Origin of the sequence: Bradyrhizobium algeriense, assembly GCF_003062295.1 — a bacterium.
In the GTDB taxonomy this organism is placed as follows: domain Bacteria; phylum Pseudomonadota; class Alphaproteobacteria; order Rhizobiales; family Xanthobacteraceae; genus Bradyrhizobium; species Bradyrhizobium algeriense.
In genome coordinates this window covers 18,318-32,831 of the sequence record NZ_PYCN01000021.1, presented here as the reverse complement: position 1 = coordinate 32,831, position 14,514 = coordinate 18,318, and the positions used below count along the sequence as shown (strand labels likewise).

13 protein-coding genes are annotated in these 14,514 nt (G+C 63.1%); 7 read left to right on the top strand and 6 right to left on the bottom strand.

The features are described from left to right. Positions 1-44 precede the first annotated feature (44 nt). Positions 45-2,255, top strand: a complete 2,211-nt coding sequence (locus C7G61_RS30010; RefSeq protein WP_108520607.1) for a primosomal protein N' — start codon at positions 45-47, stop codon at positions 2,253-2,255. A gap of 155 nt (positions 2,256-2,410) precedes the next feature. Here the strand turns inward: C7G61_RS30010 and C7G61_RS30005 are convergent, their stop codons facing one another. Then, entirely contained in the window at positions 2,411-2,887 is a 477-nt protein-coding gene (locus tag C7G61_RS30005; protein WP_108520604.1) for a septal ring lytic transglycosylase RlpA family protein, read from the bottom strand. Positions 2,888-3,542: 655 nt separating this feature from the next. Between C7G61_RS30005 and C7G61_RS30000 the strand changes: the two genes are divergently transcribed. From C7G61_RS30000 to C7G61_RS29975, 6 genes are all read left to right on the top strand, one after another. Continuing rightward, positions 3,543-4,103, top strand: coding sequence for a F0F1 ATP synthase subunit delta (locus C7G61_RS30000; RefSeq protein WP_108520602.1), 561 nt, complete (start codon positions 3,543-3,545; stop codon positions 4,101-4,103). Next, positions 4,103-5,632, top strand: a complete 1,530-nt coding sequence (atpA, locus tag C7G61_RS29995) for a F0F1 ATP synthase subunit alpha (RefSeq protein ID WP_108520600.1) — start codon at positions 4,103-4,105, stop codon at positions 5,630-5,632. The genes C7G61_RS30000 and atpA overlap by 1 nt, the downstream gene beginning before the upstream one ends. Before the next feature lie 95 nt (positions 5,633-5,727). Next, the gene (locus tag C7G61_RS29990) at positions 5,728-6,606 is read left to right on the top strand and encodes a F0F1 ATP synthase subunit gamma (RefSeq protein WP_108520598.1); all 879 of its coding nucleotides are present in this window, start codon (positions 5,728-5,730) and stop codon (positions 6,604-6,606) included. A 58-nt stretch (positions 6,607-6,664) separates the two neighbouring features. Beyond that, positions 6,665-8,107, top strand: a complete 1,443-nt coding sequence (gene atpD, locus C7G61_RS29985; protein WP_108520596.1) for a F0F1 ATP synthase subunit beta — start codon at positions 6,665-6,667, stop codon at positions 8,105-8,107. Between the two features lie 109 nt (positions 8,108-8,216). Continuing rightward, positions 8,217-8,624, top strand: coding sequence for a F0F1 ATP synthase subunit epsilon (locus tag C7G61_RS29980; RefSeq protein ID WP_108520827.1), 408 nt, complete (start codon positions 8,217-8,219; stop codon positions 8,622-8,624). A gap of 217 nt (positions 8,625-8,841) precedes the next feature. Further along, a complete protein-coding gene (locus C7G61_RS29975) occupies positions 8,842-10,446 on the top strand; it encodes an adenylate/guanylate cyclase domain-containing protein (protein ID WP_108520593.1) in 1,605 nt (534 codons plus the stop codon). A gap of 7 nt (positions 10,447-10,453) precedes the next feature. On the opposite strand, the gene C7G61_RS29970 is transcribed toward C7G61_RS29975, so the two are convergent. From C7G61_RS29970 to C7G61_RS29945, 5 genes are all read right to left on the bottom strand, one after another. Continuing rightward, positions 10,454-11,596, bottom strand: a complete 1,143-nt coding sequence (locus C7G61_RS29970) for a Do family serine endopeptidase (RefSeq protein ID WP_420836806.1) — start codon at positions 11,594-11,596, stop codon at positions 10,454-10,456. Between the two features lie 106 nt (positions 11,597-11,702). Then, positions 11,703-12,032: a hypothetical protein gene (locus C7G61_RS29965; protein ID WP_244608536.1), complete on the bottom strand. Its 330-nt coding sequence runs from the start codon at positions 12,030-12,032 to the stop codon at positions 11,703-11,705. An 80-nt stretch (positions 12,033-12,112) separates the two neighbouring features. Beyond that, a complete protein-coding gene (locus C7G61_RS29960; protein WP_108520822.1) occupies positions 12,113-12,613 on the bottom strand; it encodes an Hsp20/alpha crystallin family protein in 501 nt (166 codons plus the stop codon). Positions 12,614-12,706: 93 nt separating this feature from the next. Beyond that, positions 12,707-13,159 (bottom strand): Hsp20 family protein, encoded by a 453-nt coding sequence (locus C7G61_RS29955; protein WP_108520591.1) that lies wholly within the window; start codon positions 13,157-13,159, stop codon positions 12,707-12,709. Positions 13,160-13,971: 812 nt separating this feature from the next. Continuing rightward, positions 13,972-14,469 (bottom strand): RNA pyrophosphohydrolase, encoded by a 498-nt coding sequence (locus C7G61_RS29945; protein ID WP_108520587.1) that lies wholly within the window; start codon positions 14,467-14,469, stop codon positions 13,972-13,974. Positions 14,470-14,514 lie beyond the last annotated feature (45 nt).

The window sequence follows — 14,514 nt, the reverse complement described above, 5'->3', positions numbered from 1 at the left end:
GCGGCGCTAGCCTTGCCCTGGACACCTCGAGCCCGATTCCCCTGATGGACCACGCCACCCGCGAAACCACCTCATCCGCATCGGCGACCCGCGTCGTCGACGTGCTGGTGCCGGTCGCGCTCAATCAGAATTATTCTTACCGCGTGCCGCGCGGCATGGCGCTGAAGCCCGGCGACGTCGTCTGCGTGCCGCTCGGTCCGCGCGAGGTGGTGGCCGTGGTGTGGGCGGAAAACGCCAATCCTGATCCGCGCCTGCACAACCGCCTGAAGGATGTCGGCGAGAAGCTCGATGTGCCGCCGCTGAAAGAGGAACTGCGCAGCCTCGTCGATTGGGTTTCCACCTACACCCTGTCGGCGCGCGGCATGGTGCTGCGCATGGCGTTGCGGATGGGCGAAAATCTCGGGCCTGAGCGGATGCGGCTCGGCGTCCGGCTGGTGGGCGAGCCGCCACGGCGTTTGACGCCGGCGCGGCGGCGCCTGATCGAGGTGTTGTCGGACGGCCTGCTGCACGGCAAGTCCGAAGCCGCGCGGGAAGCCGGCGTCAGTGGCGGCGTGGTCGACGGCCTGGTCGACGAGGGCACGCTTGCCGTCGAGGCGATGCCGCCGCCCTTGGCGCCGCCCGCGCCCGATCCGTCCTTCGCGCAGCCGGAGTTTTCTCCGCAGCAACGCACGGCGGTCGACGCGATGCGCGCACTGGCGGCCAATGGCTCCTTCCATGTCGCGCTGCTCGACGGTGTCACTGGTTCGGGCAAGACCGAAGTCTATTTCGAGGCGATTGCGGAAATCATCCGCCGCGGCAAGCAGACGCTGATCCTGATGCCGGAGATCGCGCTGACAGGACAATTCCTCGACCGCTTTGCCCAGCGCTTCGGCGTGCGTCCGATCGAGTGGCATTCCGAATTGACGCCGCGCACCCGGCAGCGCAATTGGGCGGCGATATCGGCGGGCGAGGCACCGGTCGTGGTCGGGGCGCGATCGGCGCTATTCCTGCCCTATGCGGATCTGGGCCTGATCATCGTCGATGAGGAGCACGACCAGGCCTACAAGCAGGATGATGGCGCGCATTACCACGCCCGCGACATGGCGGTCGTGCGCGCCCATATCGCCAAGATTCCGATCGTGCTGGCGTCCGCGACGCCGTCGGTCGAAACCGAGGTCAATGCGCGCAAGGGCCGCTATCAGCGCGTCGCGCTGCCGTCGCGTTTCGGCGGCCAGCACATGCCGCATATCGAGGCCATCGATCTGCGCCGCGCCCCGCCGCCGCGCGGCCGCTTCATCTCGCCGCCGCTCGCCGAACAGATTCAGTTCGCGATCGAGAAGCGTGAACAGGCGCTGTTGTTCCTCAACCGCCGCGGCTACGCGCCGCTGACACTGTGCCGCGCCTGCGGCCATCGGTTTGCGTGCACAATCTGCGACGCCTGGCTGGTGGATCATCGTTTTCGCCAGCGGCTGGTCTGTCACCATTGCGGCTTCTCGATGCCGCGCCCGAACATCTGCCCGCATTGCCAAGCCGAGGAATCGCTGGTCGCGGTCGGCCCCGGCGTCGAGCGCCTGCAGGAAGAGGCGGCCTCGCTGTTTCCGAATGCGCGCACCATGGTGCTGTCGAGCGATCTCATCACCTCGATCGAGACCATGCGCAGCGAGCTGAACGAAATCGCCGAAGGCCGCGTCGACATCATCGTCGGCACGCAGCTGGTGGCGAAGGGACATAATTTTCCGCGGCTCAATCTGGTCGGCGTCGTCGATGCGGATTTGGGCCTCGGCAATGGCGACCCGCGCGCCGCCGAGCGGACGTTCCAGTTGCTCAACCAGGTGATCGGCCGCGCCGGGCGCGAGCAGGGCCGCGGCGTCGGCTACCTGCAGACCCATCAGCCCGAACATCCCGTGATGAAAGCCCTGGTCGCGAGCGACCGCGAGGCGTTCTATGCCAGCGAGATCGAGGCGCGCGAACGCGCTGGCTATCCGCCGTTCGGCCGGCTCGCCAGCCTGATCATCTCCGCGGGTGACCGCCCGACCGCGGAAGGTTTCGCGCGCAAGCTTGCTGCTATAGCGCCGATCGACGAGCGCATTCAGGTGCTGGGGCCTGCCGAAGCGCCGCTTGCCGTGATCAAGGGCCGCTATCGCTTTCGCCTGCTGGTGAAGTCGCTGCGCAATGTCGATCTGTCGGAATATTTGCGCGAATGGCTTGCCTCCGGGCCGAAGACCAAGGGCAATCTCAAGCTCGAAGTCGACGTCGATCCGCAGAGTTTTCTGTGAGCTTTGTTCACCCTCCGCCTCCAGGGGAGGGTGACAAAAAGGCCTGCCGTCATTTGCGACGGCAGGCCTTTGTTGCCGCGGAAAGTTCCGCGACCATTTACGCAACGCAACGCTTACTCGATCTGATGGACCGGAAACGGCGCGTGTGACGCGCGCTACATAACCTCGGCAGTGACGTGGCCGACGCCGGCGCCGGTCAGGCCGACGGCGCGGGCGGCACCCGTGGACAGGTCGAGCACGCGGCCCTTGATGAAGGGACCACGGTCATTGATCGTGACGACGACGCTCTGGCCACGATAGGTCACCCGGACCTTGGTGCCGAACGGCAGCGAGCGGTGGGCCGCGGTCATGGCGTTCTGGTTGAAGCGCTGTCCGGAGGCGGTCTTGCTGCCGGATTCATTGCCGTAAAAAGAAGCCTTTCCCGAGAAGGAACCAGAAGAGCGGATCGAGGCATTGGCGTCGAGCCAGTTGCTCTTGGCTTGATGCGAGTGGCTCGAGTGATGCCGGTGATGCCGGGATTTTGCAGAAGCTTCGGTGATGCTGCCGCCGACCAGGAGAGTTGCGGCAATCAAGGCGAAGGCCATACGCGGCCGGATTGCACGACCCGGCACTACATTATTGGTGTTCAACATAAACTAGTCCCTCAGACAGTATTGCCACATGTGTGACAAGTGGAACCCCCGTCCCAGTTTCAGTAGTTGCCGTTTGGTGACGCAATAAGGCATGAATTGGGCAGTAAAGACGGTTTTTGGCCGACTGACATATCTTGTTACTGAGATCAACTAATCAAACGATATTCCGTAATCTTGGGCGTTAACAAAATTTTAACTCATTCAATACTGGCTATTACTTATAAATACTGTAATCCCCGTTAGGGCGAAGATTTGTTCAAGTAATGTTCAAATGAAACGAAAAAGCCCGGTTCGTTCCGTCCCGCTCCGCTCATGCCCGCTATGCAAATGCGGGCGGAACGAATCCGACCGCGGCCGAGTGCGATGTTGGGGTGGGTGCGTCGAAGGCGGATCCGGGGCAGTCGATCGACGTCAGGAACGACGTCTGGCCGGGCCTGAAAATTGACGTGCGACAAGGCATCGCCTGAACGCGCGGTCATGTTGCACCTGCGCGCTCGCTATGTTAGCAAAGCCGCGATTTTAACGATCCCGGCACCCCGCGTGCCGGTCGAAAATCGAAGTCCCGCTTGAATTCCAAGGGCTTGGATCGCTAGGCGCCGCTACCCGTGGCGACGGTTTTTCCCTTGCGAGTTTAACAGCTGAAAAGAGCGTCTCTGTGGCTGCTGAAGATCCGTCCGTTTCGGGAGTGTCCGGCCGTTATGCTACGGCCTTGTTCGAGTTGGCGCGCGACGAGAAATCCGTCGACGCAGTAAGGGCCGATCTCGATAAATTCGAAGCCATGCTGGCCGATAGCGCCGATCTGAAGCGCCTCGTCCGCAGCCCGGTTTTCTCGGCAGGTGCGCAGGCAAAGGCGCTCAATGCCGTGCTCGACAAGGCCGGAATTTCCGGCACCTCCGCCAAATTCCTTAAAGTCCTGACCGCCAACCGCCGGCTGTTCGCCGTGGCCGATGTGATCCGCGCCTTCCGCGCGCTGGTGGCGAAGTACAAGGGCGAGGCGACCGCCGACGTCACCGTCGCCGAGCAGCTCAATGAAAAGAATCTCGACGCGCTGAAGACCGCACTGAAATCGGTGACGGGCAAGGACGTCGCGCTCAACGTGAAAGTCGATCCCTCCATCATTGGCGGCCTTGTAGTCAAGCTCGGCAGCCGCATGGTGGATAGTTCGCTTCGCACCAAACTCAATTCGATCAAGCACGCGATGAAAGAGGCAGGCTGATGGACATCCGCGCCGCGGAAATTTCCGCGATCCTCAAGGACCAGATCAAGAATTTCGGCCAGGAGGCTGAGGTTACCGAAGTCGGACAGGTGCTGTCCGTCGGTGACGGTATCGCCCGCGTCTATGGTCTGGATAACGTCCAGGCCGGCGAAATGGTCGAGTTCGAGAACGGCACGCGCGGCATGGCGCTGAACCTCGAAACCGACAACGTCGGTATCGTGATCTTCGGCGCCGACCGCGAGATCAAGGAAGGCCAGACCGTCAAGCGTACCCGCGCCATCGTCGACACGCCGGTCGGCAAGGGTCTGCTCGGACGCGTGGTCGACGCGCTCGGCAATCCCATCGACGGCAAGGGTCCGATCCAGGCCGACAAGCGTATGCGCGTCGACGTCAAGGCGCCCGGCATCATTCCGCGCAAGTCGGTGAACGAGCCGATGGCAACCGGCCTCAAGGCGATCGATGCGCTGATCCCGGTCGGCCGCGGCCAGCGCGAGCTGATCATCGGCGACCGCCAGACCGGCAAGACCGCGATCGCGCTCGATACCATTTTGAACCAGAAGCCGCTCAACGCGCAGCCGGACGAGAACATCAAGCTGTATTGCGTCTACGTCGCGATCGGCCAGAAGCGTTCAACCGTTGCCCAGTTCGTGAAGGTGCTGGAAGAGCAGGGCGCGCTGGAGTACTCGATCGTCGTCGCCGCTACCGCGTCCGATCCGGCGCCGATGCAGTACATCGCGCCGTTCACCGGCTGCACCATGGGCGAGTATTTCCGCGACAACGGCATGCACGCCGTCATCATCTATGACGATCTGTCCAAGCAGGCCGTTGCCTATCGCCAGATGTCGCTGTTGCTGCGCCGTCCGCCGGGCCGTGAAGCCTATCCCGGCGACGTGTTCTATCTGCACTCCCGCCTGCTCGAGCGCGCGGCGAAGCTCAGCAAGGACCATGGTTCGGGCTCGCTGACCGCGCTGCCTGTCATCGAAACCCAGGCCAACGACGTGTCGGCCTACATCCCGACCAACGTGATTTCGATTACCGACGGTCAGATCTTCCTGGAAACCGACCTGTTCTTCCAGGGCATCCGTCCGGCGGTGAACGTCGGTCTGTCGGTGTCGCGCGTCGGATCGTCGGCGCAGACCAAGGCGATGAAGAAGGTGGCCGGCAAGATCAAGGGTGAGCTGGCGCAGTACCGCGAAATGGCGGCGTTCGCGCAGTTCGGCTCCGACCTCGACGCCTCGACGCAGCGCCTCCTGAACCGCGGCTCGCGCCTGACCGAACTCCTGAAGCAGCCGCAGTTCTCGCCGCTGAAGATGGAAGAGCAGGTTTGCGTGATCTGGGCCGGCACCAACGGCTATCTCGACGCGCTTCCGCTCGGCAAGATTCGCGCGTTCGAGGACGGCCTGCTGTCGCTGCTGCGCGGCAAGAACGTCGACATTCTCAACGGCATTCGTGACAGCCGCGATCTCTCCGACGATCTCGCCGGCAAGCTGAAGAGCGCGGTCGAAGGCTTCGCCAAGACGTTTGCTTGATGATTTGCCGTCGAGGCCCGGCGCTTGCCGGGCCTGACGAAAGAGTGGCTTGCGGTCGAGGCTCTTAGAGGCCGGATCGCCGGGGTGAACTGAGAATGGCGTCACTTAAAGACATGCGGGTCCGCATCGCCTCGACCAAGGCGACGCAGAAGATCACCAAGGCGATGCAGATGGTCGCGGCTTCGAAGCTGCGCCGTGCGCAAACCGCTGCCGAAGCGGCGCGGCCCTACGCCGAAAAGATGGACGCGGTGATCTCCAATATCGCATCCGCTGCGGCCGCTTCGCCTGGCGCGCCGCCGCTGCTGGCCGGCACCGGCAGGGACCAGGTGCATCTTCTGCTGGTCTGCACCGGCGAGCGCGGACTTTCCGGCGCCTTCAATTCCTCGATCGTGCGTCTGGCGCGCGAGCGCGCGCTGTCGCTGATCGGCCAAGGCAAAGAGGTCAAGATTTTCTGCGTCGGCCGCAAGGGCTACGAGCAGCTCCGCCGTACCTTCGAGAAGAACATCGTCGACCACGTCGACCTGCGCTCGGTGCGCCAGCTCGGCTTCGTCAATGCCGAAGACATCGCCAAGAAGGTTCTGGCACTTTTCGACGCCGGCGAGTTCGACGTCTGCACGCTGTTCTATTCGCGCTTCAAGTCCGTGATCTCGCAGATCCCGACCGCCCAGCAGATTATTCCGCTGGTGGTGGAAGCGCCGGCCGCGAATGCCGGCCCGGCCACGTCTTACGAATACGAGCCGGAAGAGGACGAGATCCTGACGCGCCTGCTGCCGCGAAACCTCGCGGTGCAGATCTTCCGCGCGCTCCTGGAAAACAACGCCTCGTTCTACGGCGCGCAGATGAGCGCGATGGACAACGCCACCCGCAATGCCGGCGACATGATCCGCAAGCAGACCCTGATTTACAACCGAACCCGTCAGGCCATGATCACCAAGGAGCTGATTGAAATCATCTCCGGCGCCGAGGCGATGTAACGGCGACAGGCACGATCAAACTGACGGTTTCTAGATACGAATTCGAAGGAGAGAGTTTATGGCCACCCCTGCCAACCAGACCGGACGCATCACGCAGGTCATCGGCGCCGTCGTCGACGTGCAGTTCGAGGGACATCTGCCCGCCATTCTGAACGCGATCGAAACCAAGAACGGCGGCAACCGTCTGGTGCTCGAAGTGGCTCAGCATCTCGGCGAGTCCACGGTGCGTACCATCGCGATGGACACCACCGAGGGTCTGGTCCGCGGTCAGGAAGTCACTGACACCGGTTCGCCGATCCGCGTCCCCGTCGGCGCCGGCACGCTCGGCCGCATCATGAACGTGATCGGCGAGCCGATCGACGAAGCAGGCCCTGTCACCGCTGAAGACAGGCGTGCCATCCACCAGGAAGCGCCGACCTATACCGACCAGTCCACCGAAGCCGAAATTCTCGTCACCGGCATCAAGGTCGTCGACCTGCTGGCGCCTTACGCCAAGGGCGGCAAGATCGGCCTGTTCGGCGGCGCCGGCGTCGGCAAGACCGTGCTGATTCAGGAACTGATCAACAACGTCGCCAAGGCCCATGGTGGTTACTCGGTGTTCGCCGGCGTCGGCGAGCGTACCCGCGAAGGCAACGACCTCTATCACGAGTTCATCGAATCCAAGGTCAACGCCGATCCGAAAAATCCCGATCCGAGCGTGAAGTCCAAATGCGCGCTGGTGTTCGGCCAGATGAACGAACCCCCGGGCGCCCGCGCCCGCGTCGGCCTCACCGGCCTGACCGTCGCCGAGCACTTCCGCGACCAGGGCCAGGACGTGCTGTTCTTCGTCGACAACATCTTCCGCTTCACCCAGGCCGGCTCCGAAGTGTCGGCGCTGTTGGGCCGTATTCCTTCGGCCGTGGGCTATCAGCCGACGCTCGCCACCGACATGGGCGCGCTGCAGGAGCGCATCACCACCACCCACAAGGGTTCGATCACTTCGGTGCAGGCGATCTACGTGCCGGCCGACGACTTGACCGACCCGGCGCCCGCGACCTCGTTCGCCCATCTGGACGCCACCACAGTGCTGAACCGCGCAATCTCGGAAAAGGGCATCTATCCGGCGGTGGACCCGCTGGACTCGACCTCGCGCATGCTCTCCCCGCTTGTCGTCGGTGAGTTGCACTACGAGACCGCGCGCATGGTTCAGCAGGTGCTGCAGAAGTACAAGTCGCTGCAGGACATCATCGCCATTCTCGGCATGGACGAACTGTCCGAAGAGGACAAGATCGCCGTGGCCCGCGCCCGGAAGATCGAGCGCTTCCTGTCGCAGCCGTTCCACGTCGCCGAAGTCTTCACCGGGACGAAGGGCGCGTTCGTCGAGCTCGCCGACACCATCAAGGGCTTCCGCGCGATCTGCGAAGGCAAGTACGATCACCTGCCGGAAGCCGCCTTCTACATGGTCGGCACGATTGAAGAAGCCGTCGAGAAGGGCAAGAAGCTCGCGGCTGAAGCAGCCTAAGTTACATCGTCATTGCCGGGCTTGACCCGGCAATCCATCGCCAAGAAAAGTTCTCTTGATGGACCTGCGGGTCAAGCCCGCGGGTGACAGCGGAAAGAATGGAAAGACCATGGCTACCTTCCACTTCGATCTCGTTTCGCCCGAAAAGCTCGCCTTCTCCGGCGAAGTCGATCAGGTTGACGTCCCCGGCGTGGAAGGCGATTTCGGCGTGCTGTCCGGACATGCGCCGGTCGTCGCGGCCATTCGCCCGGGCATCCTGACCATCACCAGCGGCGGCGCCCATCAGAAGGTCATCGTGCTCGGCGGCCTCGCCGAGATGTCGGACAACGGCCTCACCGTGCTCGCCGACGTCGCCACCTCGATACAGGATGTCGATAGGGCGCAGTTCGCCGAGACGATTGCCGAGATGGAAGCCAAGCTCGCCGAAAAGGAAGGCTCCGAACTCGATCACGCCATTGAGCGGCTGGATCACTTCAAGAGCATCCAGCACGAGCTCAGCGCCACGGCTATGCACTAAGCCCCGGGGCACCGCTCCGGGGCGCAATGAAGGCCCGAGCAACAATCGGCGCTCGTCACAATGTGACGGGCGCTTTTTGTTTGACCACTTCCCGACGCCAGCCTGCGCCACCCCAGCGGAAGTCCGAGGCTATGTTTCGATCGAAATGCCGAGGTTGCGCCGGGGAACTTCTGGCGGCATTGTTCCGGATGCTGGTATTGATCCGGGGCTGCTTTTCATGAAGCGCAAGATTGCAGCGATTTTTGCGGCCGATATTGCCGGCTACTCCAGACTGGTTGCCGAGGACGAGGAGGAGACGCTGCGTCGGCTCGCGTCCTACCGTCAGGTGACCGACGATTTCATCGCCAAGGGCGGCGGCCGCATTTTCAATACGGCTGGAGACGCCGTGCTTGCCGAATTCCCGAGCGCGGTCGAAGCGGTGCGCTGCGCGATCGACATCCAGGAAAGCCTGCGTACCCGCAACATGGCCTATCCGGCCAGCCGCCAGATGTCCTTTCGTATCGGCATCACCATCGGCGATGTGGTCGAGCGTGACGGCGACCTGCTGGGCGATGGTGTCAACATCGCCGCGCGCCTGGAGGGCCTCGCCGAAGTCGGCGGCATCTGCATCTCGCGCGCGGTGCACGAGCAGGTCGCCAACAAGCTGTCGGTGCAGTTCGCCGATATGGGCGCGCAGGAGGTGAAGAACATCCCGACGCCGGTGCACGCCTACATGGTGGCGATGCGCCGCGAGGACGGCACCTACGCGACGCCGCAGGTCAAGAAGCCCGCGAAGGCGCAAGGCGCGCCGCAGCCGAACTGGATGTGGCCGGTCGCGGTCACCGTGGTCAGCCTGGCCGCGATCGGTGTCGGCGGCTTTCTCTATTTCACCAAGCTCGAGACGTCGGCGCCGTCAAAGGTCGCCGCCCCAACTAGCGTTCCGAGCAGCGTTTCGAGTCCTGCGCCGTCGGCTGTCGCCGCGGCTCCGCCATCGCCGTCGTCGCCGATGGTCGTATCGTCAGAAAAATTCGCCGCCGCCAGCATTCCCTTCATTAGCGACAAGGTCCGTGCCTCGCTCGCTTCGGACTACGCGCCGGCTGCCGATTTCAAGGCGTTCTCGCTCAATATCGGTGGGTTCAACGCTTTCGTCACCGCCCAGCCGAGCGAGGGGGCGGCGAAGTCGGCCGCGGTGGAGCAATGCCAGAAGCGTGCGGATGCCGCGCAATCGCCGCGCAAATGCGAATTATACGCGGTCGGCGATGCCGTCGTTTACGCGCATGGCCGGCCGCCGATGCCGCCATTGCCCTGGATCCGGCATGACGCGGTGACCGAACAGCCCTTCGCTGCCAAAAACGTCCCGCTCACCCGCGACGGCGGCAAGGCGCGGCTTGAAAACGTGTATACACCGGCGCGAAAGCACAAGGCGGTCGCGCTGGGCCCCGGCGGCGCGCTGTTCTTTCCCTTTGCCCTGGACAGTGTCGAGGAAGCGGTACGGCGTGCCCTGGAGTCATGCGGCGGGATCGCCGGCGTCCCCTGCATGATCGTAGCGCTCAACGATAATTTCGTGGTTCCGATTCCGACCACACTGAAGGTCGCCGGTTTCTTCAAGCCGGCCGGTTATGCGATGATATCGGCCGACGCGCGCGACGACGTTGCGCGTCGGCTCGCGGATGCCTCGAGCGGCTGGAACGCCGTGGCGGTTGGTGCAGCCGGCCGTCCCGGCCTGGGCCTGAAGGCGGCGACCGAGCAGGCTGCGGTCAGCGGCGCGCTCGCGGAATGCGTCAAGCGCGACAACAATTGTCAGGTCATCGCCATCGGCTCGTTTTCGGTCGGACCGAACTAGCTGCACCTCAGCGTTCGCCAGCCTGCTGACGCTGTTGAACCGAGCGCTCGCCGTGATCGTTGTTCGCGTCGGAGGCCTGCCCCACCGCGACGGTGACGTTTTGAGCCGTCCCGGAACGTTCAACCGTCAGGCGGACCTGTTCGCCGATGCGGGCAAGGCCGATCCGGTTTCGCAACTGCGCAGCCGAGTGTATCGGACGATCATCCGCCCTCAGCACGATGTCGCCCTTGCGCAGCCCGGCCGTTTCCGCGGGCGAACCGGGGCTGACTTCAGCAATCCGCGCCCCTTCGCTGCGTCCGCCGTCGGTGGAGGGATTTAGTTCGCGCAAGGAGATGCCGATCCGGCCGCGCTGGATGCGGCCAGTCTCGACGATCTGCTCCATCACGCGCCGCGCCATGCTGACCGGGATCGCAAAGCCGATGCCGACATTGCCGCCCGCCGGGGAAATGATCGCCGAATTGATGCCGATCAATTCTCCCTTGAGGTTGACCAGAGCGCCGCCGGAATTGCCGGGGTTGATCGCCGCGTCGGTCTGGATGAAATCCTCATACCCCTGCTTGCCAAGCCCGGTCCGGCCAAGCGCGCTGACAAGGCCGGAGGTGACGGTCTGGCCGAGACCAAAGGGGTTGCCGATCGCGAGAACGAAGTCGCCGACTTCGAGCGCATCGCTGTCGCCGAACGCGATTGCCTTCAAACCTGCGGGAGATTGAATCCGCAAGACCGCAATGTCGGTGGCGGGATCGCGCCCGACAACCTTGGCCGAAAACGGCCGGCCGTCTTTGGTCTTGATCTGAACGGAAGCGACCTGATCGACAACATGATTGTTAGTCAGAACATAGCCCTTCTGCGCATCAACAATGACGCCGGACCCGGTCGCGTTGATTTCCTTCTCAAGCTGCTTCGGCACGTCGAAGAATTCCCGGAACAGCGGATCGCGATACAGCGGATTGTCCTGACGGATCTTGCCACGGACGGCGATGTTGACCACAGCCGGGGTGACCTCGCGAACCAGCGGGGCCAGCGTCGGCACCGTGCCGCCGGTTCGCAGGTTCGGAATCTGACCCGAAACCGGAGTAGCCGGGATAATGGCGCCGAGCAGGATCGTCAGCGCCATCGCAACGGGCCGCTTCACGTGTTTTCGCTCGATCATGAGATGCGGTCTGCTTGTGGCGCTTGGTTCTGCGGCAGCGCGAGCCACGGAGCTACCCACCATGCGGCCGCCTGGTTGATCCATGCGATGGACAGGATGGCAGGTGTCAACATGAAGTAAGCCTCCGCGCTTCGGCTCCCCAGCGCAGACGGCGCCATCGCGTGCCAATTTCCTCGCGCGGAGCATCGTCAGCGCCGTCCAGCCGGCGCAAGGCGGCGAGAATGTCTACGAAGCGGATGGTGTGATCCATGCCCGGAATTTCGCGCAGGCTCGGGCAGGATTCGACCACGTACATGTCGGATGCCCACGACGACAAGATCACCCGCTTCTCGGCGTCGGAAAGCTGCTGGTCGTTCAATACTTCATTTGGGGAGCCGTAATGTGCGGCGGGATGAAATAACGCAAATTCAGTGGTATTCAGATCGGCCTTGCTCATCGACAGGGTCTCCTTAGCTCTCCTTTCGATCGAGACGTTGGTGGTGGTGGCGACGGCGCACTGCGCCGCCGCCATTCTCGTCACTGATTGACGATGGGGATACGCTTGATGGCCGAACGGGCTTGTTCGGATTTCGGCAGCGTGATGGTCAAGACACCGTCATGGAATTTGGCTTCAGCCTTATCCTCGACGACGCCATCGAGCGGGATCTGCCGCTCGAACGCACCGTAATAGCGCTCGGTGAAGTATTTTCCGCCATTGTCGGTTCGTTCGGATTTCTTCTCGCCGCGCAGCGTCAGAACGCCATTGGCGATCTCGACCTGGACGTCTTTTTCCGTCAGCCCGGGCAGCTCAGCCGAGACCTTCAGCTCCTTGTCGGTTTCGTTGAGCTCGATGCTCGGCCATCCGAAGCGACCTTCCATCAGCGGGCTGCCGAAACGGGCGGGCGGCCCAAAGCCGCGGAAGACATCGTCGAACAACCGGTTCATCTCCCGGTGCAGAGTGAAGAAAGGATCGAAGCTGCCGTGCGTCGGCGTAAGCTCCTGGTTTCTTGACCACGGGATCAGATCACGAATAGCCATAGTGTCCTCCTCATAGAAATTCTGCATGTTGCTTGCTGTACAGGCTCGCGCGCGGTCGGTGATCCGGGCGCCAGCCTTGCTTACCGAAGCGGCTCAGGCCGCCTTGTGTTCGATCTGGCGGGAAGCGCCGGCGTTCCCGATCGGGATACGCCGCGGCTTCATCGCGTCAGGCACTTCGCGAACCAGATCGACAATCAAGAGGCCGTCCTTGAACGAGGCCTGCTTGACCTGCACATAGTCGGCGAGGTTGAACACCCTCCGGAACGGCCGGGCCGCGATGCCGTGATACAGGTATTCGCGCTGCTCGGCGTCGGGCTTCTTGCCCTCGATGATCAGCGTGTCGCGTTCCGCGGTCACGGTGATGTCGTCCATGCCGAAACCGGCAACCGCCAGCGAAATGCGGTAGGCGTCTTCGCCGCACCGTTCGACATTATAGGGCGGATAATTGTCGTCGGCGGATTGCCGCAGATTACTGTCGAGCAGATCGGCCAGATGGTCGAAGCCGATCGTGGAGCGCCACAAAGGTGAGAAATCAAAGGTCCTCATAGCCAAGTCCTCCTAAGAGCAAGATGGATACGAAGGCGCGTCGGACACCGTCCGGCGCCCACTCAACTCGCCGGACCCGATCTGGCATCCGGCACCGCGTCAGCGGCAGAATCGAATTAGAAAACGGCGAAAAAGTTTCAAGAGGGGGAACACAAATTTTTGGACGCTGAAGGTGCGCCAGGTCGTGCGTGGCTTTGCGGCTGATCTGCCGCGGCTCGCGGGTGTGCTTGAGCGGCTGGACCGCGGTCGCGGTCGGCGCGGCTGGCCGGCTGCGGCCGTGATTGAAGCGGGCCGATGAGCGGGCCGTGGCGAACGGCGCTCTCAGGGGTTGCGTCAAGCGCGACAGCAATCGTCAGCTCATCGCCATCAGCGTCCCTTTCCGGTCGGGCCTAACTCGACCACGACCGACTGGCGCCTGAATTCGACTGATCTGTTGTTGGGAAAGTCTCGGAAGTCCTGGGGGCGGTGGTCCTCCGGCCGATGGCCAGCAGCATGAACAGGCCCCGGTAACCCTGGTAGCGGGCGGCCGGACGGGTGCGTTCGCGCCCGTGCATGATCAGCGTGCCATTCTGGTGCACCCGCCACTCCCAACTCCGGCGGCGCTTGGTTACAGTCACATCCATCATGGGAGGCAAAACACCGGTGCGGGTTATTTCAAGCTGAGCCCGTTAGTCTGCCGTCGATACAAAAAGGTTCGCTGACAAGCCGCCGACGGCATCGGGCGCATTTCTGGGAACTCGGCCGGCCGAAAAATATTCAGCGACAAACCGCCGTCAAGTGCCTCGTCCGCGACCGCGGCGAGACCATCCGCTCTAACGGGTGAATTCTGCAAATACCCGCGCCACCATCCGGTACACATCGCGCCGGAACGGCACCACGAGGTCGGCGACACGGTCGAGCCGCTCCCAGCGCCAGGAATCGAACTCGGCCGGCTGGCCGTTGCGCGGCGTCAGCGGGTCGATCTCGTCGTCGCGGCCGGTGAAGCGAAGCGCGAACCATTTCTGCCGCTGGCCTCGGAATTGGGCGAGGCGATGCGTGGACGGTCCGTCATAGGGCGGAAATTCATATTTTATCCAATCGGTCTCGCCGAGATATTCGGCGCTGACCGCCCCGGTCTCCTCCCAGAGCTCGCGGATGACGGCATCGCGCGGGTTCTCGTCGGCGTCGATGCCGCCCTGCGGCATCTGCCATTCCAGCCCGGGAAGAATGATTTCTGGCCCGTCGTCGCGGAAGCGACGGCCGATCAGCACCTGGCCCGAGGTGTTGAACAGCGCGATTCCCACGTTGGGGCGATAGGGTTTGTCTGACATGGCGTGTGAGGAAATACCTGATAGCACCGCGACAGCGCGTCAAAT